This window comes from Actinomadura sp. GC306, from assembly GCF_004348665.1.
Classification (GTDB): domain Bacteria; phylum Actinomycetota; class Actinomycetes; order Streptosporangiales; family Streptosporangiaceae; genus Spirillospora.
Genome location: NZ_SMKM01000450.1, coordinates 1 through 2,858 on the forward strand (window position 1 = coordinate 1; position 2,858 = coordinate 2,858).

The 2,858-nt window shown below is 71.3% G+C and carries 2 protein-coding genes; both read right to left on the reverse strand.

Annotated elements, in window-relative coordinates; genetic code table 11:
- The coding region (locus E1200_RS32450; protein ID WP_131956376.1) for an AI-2E family transporter at positions 1–1,055 on the reverse strand (1,055 nt) is incomplete at its 3' end.
- A 38-nt stretch (positions 1,056–1,093) separates the two neighbouring features.
- The gene (locus E1200_RS32455; RefSeq protein ID WP_131956378.1) at positions 1,094–2,749 is read right to left on the reverse strand and encodes an acetolactate synthase large subunit; all 1,656 of its coding nucleotides are present in this window, start codon (positions 2,747–2,749) and stop codon (positions 1,094–1,096) included.
- Between the last annotated feature and the right edge of the window lie 109 nt (positions 2,750–2,858).

The following is a 2,858-nucleotide window of genomic DNA, read 5'->3' on the forward strand; positions in this document are numbered from 1 at the left end:
GCGTCCGGTGGGGGGTCGTCTTCGGCCAGTACGCGGGCGATGCGGTAGACGACGGCGACCAGCGGAACGGCGACCACCGCGCCCGCGATGCCCGCTGCCAGCGTCCCGGCGGCGACCGCCACGACGACCACCACCGGGTGCAGGTGCAGCGTCCGGCCCATGATCAGCGGCTGCAGCAGATTGCTCTCGGCCTGCTGGACGGCGAGGACGGCGGCCAGCACGAGCAGCGCGTCCGTCAGCCCGCCGCTCACGAACGCGATGAGGACGGCCGCGGCCCCCGCGAGCACCGCCCCGATGATCGGGACGAACGCGGCGACGAACGTCAGCAGGGCCAGCGGCAGCGCGAACGGCACCCCGATGAGCACGAGGGCCAGCCCGATGCCGACGGCGTCCACGAGCGCCACCAGGACGATCCCGCGCACGTACTGCCCGAGCGCCCGCCAGCCCGCCTGGCCCGCGACGTCGAACTTCGCCCGCCGCTGCTCGGGCACGAGGCGCAGCACCCACTGCCACATGCTCCGCCCGTCCTTGAGCATGAAGAACAGCAGGAACAGGGCGATCAGCACCGCGGCGCCGACCCGCGTCGCCATGCTCGCGCTGGCGACCGGGTCGGGCGAGCCCTTCCGCAGGGCGTTGAGCAGGCCCTCGACGGCGTCGCCGAGTTGCTGGTCGTTGATCGGCAGCGCGTTCACGATCTGGGTCTGGGCCCGCTCGATCCCCTGGGTGAGGCTGCGCCGCATCTCGTCCCACTCGGCGGTGACCTGGTTGGTGACCAGCGCGATCGACCCGCCGACCGTGACGAGCACGGTGAGCAGCCCGGCGAGCGCGGCGACCCAGGCGGGCGCCTTGAGCCGCCGCACCTGCCGGGAGACCGGCGCCACCAGCGCGGTGAGCAGCAGTGCGGAGATCACCGCCATGACCAGCGACGCGACCTTCAGCGCGAGGTAGATGAGCAGACCGAGGGCGGCGGCGATGACCAGGATGCACGCGGCCACGGCGGCGGTGTTGCGCAGCGCGGGCGGAACGGCGTCGAAGCCTCTGCGGGAGGAGGTCACCTGGCCGCACTACCCCGTCCCCCGCCGGGCAATCGCGATCAGAAGGGGTCGGTCAGCTCGCCCAGTTTGTCGGTCAGCCGGAGGTTGTGGGAGTAGTCGACCGGGACGGCGATGACCGACACCCCGTCGTCGGCCAGGGCCTTGCGGAGGGTCGGGAGGAGCTCGTCGGCGGATTCGATCCGGTGGCCGCGGGCGCCGAAGCTCTCCGCGTACCGGACGAAGTCCGGGTTGCCGAACCTGATGTTGGAGCTCTCCCCGAGGTCCAGGTCCATCTTCCACTCGATCAGCCCGTAGGCGGAGTCGTCCCAGACCAGGACGGTGATGGGGATGTTCTCGCGGATCGCGGTCTCCAACTCCTGGGAGTGCATGAGGAACGCGCCGTCGCCGGTCGCGGCGAGGACCTTGCGCTCCGGATGGGCGAGCTTGGCGGCGATCGCGCCGGGCACCGAGAAGCCCATCGACGACAGGCCGTTGGAGACCAGCAGCGTGTTCGGCTCGTAGGCCGGGTACATCCGCGCCATCCACATCTTCACCGCGCCGGTGTCGGCGAGGACGATGTCCTCGCGGCCCATGGCGGCGCGGATGTCGGCGACGATGCGGCGGGGCGCGAGCGGATACCCGTCGTCGGTGGCGCCCTCGGAGAGCTCCTCCCGCAGCATCCGGCGGATCTTCCGGTCGGTGCCGTCGACCTCGAAGCGGCGGTCCACGCGGTCGGCGAGAACGCGCAGCGTCCGGGAGATGTCGCCCTGGATGCCGACCTCGACCGGGTAGTGGTCGTCGACCTCCGCGGGGAACTGGTGGATGTGGATGATCTTCTTGTCGGCGTCCGGGTTGACCTTGGCGGGGTCGAACTCCTGGGGCTCGTAGCCGACCGAGATCAGCACGTCGGCCTCGTCGAATCCGAAGTTGACGTAGTCGTGGCGCATGAACCCGACCGCGCCGAGGGCGTTGCGGTGGTCGTCGGGGAAGACGCCCTTGCCGTTGAACGTCGTCGCGACCGGCAGGCCGAGCCGCTCGGAGAAGTACCGCAGCGCGTCGCTCGCACCGGCCCGGGTCGCGCCGTGCCCGGCGAGGACGATCGGGCGCCGGGCGGCGGCGAGGACCCCGGCGGCGCGGTCGAGCTGCGCCGGCGACGGCTCCTGCGGCCGGACGACGTTGCGCGGCAGCGGCTTCAGGCCGGCGGAGACCTCCGCGGTCTCGACGTCCTCCGGGATCGCCAGGTAGACGGCGCCGGGACGCTCGGTCTGCGCGGTCTTGAACCCCTTGCGCACCATCTCCGGCAGGGCCTCGGCGGCGGGCGCCTGCTCGGACCACTTGGTGATCGGGCGGAAGAGCGACACGAGGTCGACGACCTGGTGCGACTCCTTGTAGACGCGGTTCAGCCCGACCTGCGCGGAGATCGCGACGACGGGCGTGCTGTTGGTGGTGGCGTCCGCCACGCCGAGCTGCAGGTTGATCGCGCCGGGCCCGAGCGTCGCCGAGGCGACCCCGGCCCTGCCGGTCAGGCGCCCGTAGATCTCCGCCATGAACGCGGCGGCCTGCTCGTGCCGGACGAGGACGTAGCGGATGGGGGAGTCTTTCAGCGCGTGGACGAAGTGGATGTTCTCTTCACCGGGGATGCCGAAGACGTACTCGACGCCCTCGGCCTCCAGGGTCTTGACGAGAAGTCGGGCGGCGCCCTGCTGCGCGGACATCGGGTGTCCTCATCTCCAGACTGCGTGTCGCCGGGTGCTGTTCGGTGTAGCACCCGGTGTCCTACCTCCATTCCGCGCGATGATGTGGGGTCGCTCTCGTCCCTGTCTC

Bases quoted from the DNA above. Each gene is read 5' to 3' on its own strand.
- E1200_RS32455 (WP_131956378.1), bottom strand. From the start codon at position 2,749: ATGTCCGCGCAGCAGGGCGCCGCCCGACTTCTCGTCAAGACCCTGGAG.